General features: G+C 60.3%; 1 protein-coding gene. It reads right to left on the bottom strand.

Annotated elements, in window-relative coordinates:
* A partial coding sequence (locus JHD59_RS21870) for a hypothetical protein (RefSeq protein WP_199155819.1) occupies positions 1-1,584 on the bottom strand: 1,584 nt, incomplete at both ends.

Raw genomic sequence — 1,584 nt, 5'->3', positions numbered from 1 at the left:
GGTAAGTACCGGTCAGGTCCTTGCCCACTTCGAGCGGACCCTTGACCTTCAATGCCTTCACCACCGGCTTGGCAGACGGATCGATCGGCTTGCCGTTGTCGCCGCCCTCGGACTCGTTGCCGCCGCCATTTCCATCATTCGCCGGCCCATCGGTCGCCAACTTGGCGGTGTTACCCACCGTGCCCGCGCCGTTCTTGGCTTGAATTGCAAGTTCCAACACCTTGCCGGCGTCAGCCGCCACAATCTTGTGTGCGTTCACTTCACCAGACTTGGTGACAGTCTCGCCCTTGGCTGCGTCGGTCTTACCCTTCTCGCCCCAGGCAAACGTCGACTTGTCGGTACTATTGCCACCGTGGGCAGCAAATTGGTAGCTACCGGTCAGGTCCTTACCCACTTCGAGCTGACCCTTCAGTTTCAGCGCGGAGACTTCTGGCTTGGCCGTCGGATCAATTGGCTTGCCGTTTTCGCCGCCTTCGGTTTCGTTGCCGCCATCCGGATTGTCCGTCAGCGTACCATCTGTCGCCGCCATGACGGTATTACCAACCTTACTAGCTCCATTCCTGGCCTGTACGCCCACCTCCAACACTAAGCCAGCATCATCAGCAGAAATGGTGTAGGCCGGCACTTCACCAGACTTGACCACTCTTTTGCCTTTGGCCGGTTCTATCGTACTCTTTACGCCCCAGGCATAAGTGGAGGCATCAGTACGGTCTCCATTGTTGGCATCAAACTGGTACTCACCGGTCAGGTCTTTACCTACTTCCAGCGTGCCTTTAACCTTCAGGGCCTTCACTACCGGCGGCGCCAACGGATTAAGAGGCTTGCCGTTGTCACCACCTTCGGTTTCGTTGCCGCCACCGTCGTTCTCAGACATCGAACCATCCGTCGCCACCTTGGCGGTATTACCCACCGCATTGGCGCCGTTCTTGGCCTGCACCGCCACCTCCAACACCTTACCTGCGTCGGGTGGGACAATCTTATACGCCGGTACCACGCCAGACTGGGCAACGGTCTCGCCCTTGGCCGCGTCGGTCTTGCCCTTCTCGCCCCAGGCAAACGTCGACTTGTCGGTACCGTTGCCGTTGTTGGCATCAAACTGGTAGGCCGCCGTCAGATCCTGGTCAACCTCGAGCAGGCCCTTGACCTTCAACGCCTTCACCACCGGCTTGGCAGACGGATCGAGCGGCTTGCCGTTGTCGCCGCCCTCGGTTTCGTTGCCGCCGCCTTCGTTCTCAGACATCGAACCATCGGTCGCCACTTTGGCTGTGTTGCCCACCACATTGGCCCCGTTCTTCGCCTGCACGCCCACTTCCAGCACCTTGCCGGCATCCGCCGCCACGATGGTGTGCGCCGGCACGGTACCCGACTGGGCGACGGTCTCGCCCTTGGCCGCGTCGGTCTTGCCTTTCTCGCCCCAGGCAAAGGTCGACTTGTCGGTACCGTTGCCGTTGTTGGCGTCAAACTGGTAAGTACCGGTCAGGTCCTTGCCCACTTCGAGCGGACCCTTGACCTTCAATGCCTTCACCACCGGCTTGGCAGACGGATCGATCGGCTTGCCGTTGTCGCCGCCCTCGGACTCGTTGC

Source organism: Chromobacterium sp. ASV23, from assembly GCF_016428945.1.
In the GTDB taxonomy this organism is placed as follows: Bacteria; Pseudomonadota; Gammaproteobacteria; order Burkholderiales; family Chromobacteriaceae; genus Chromobacterium; species Chromobacterium sinusclupearum.
Note: the sequence above shows the minus strand (reverse complement) of the source record. Positions and strands in the feature narration are given on the sequence as shown.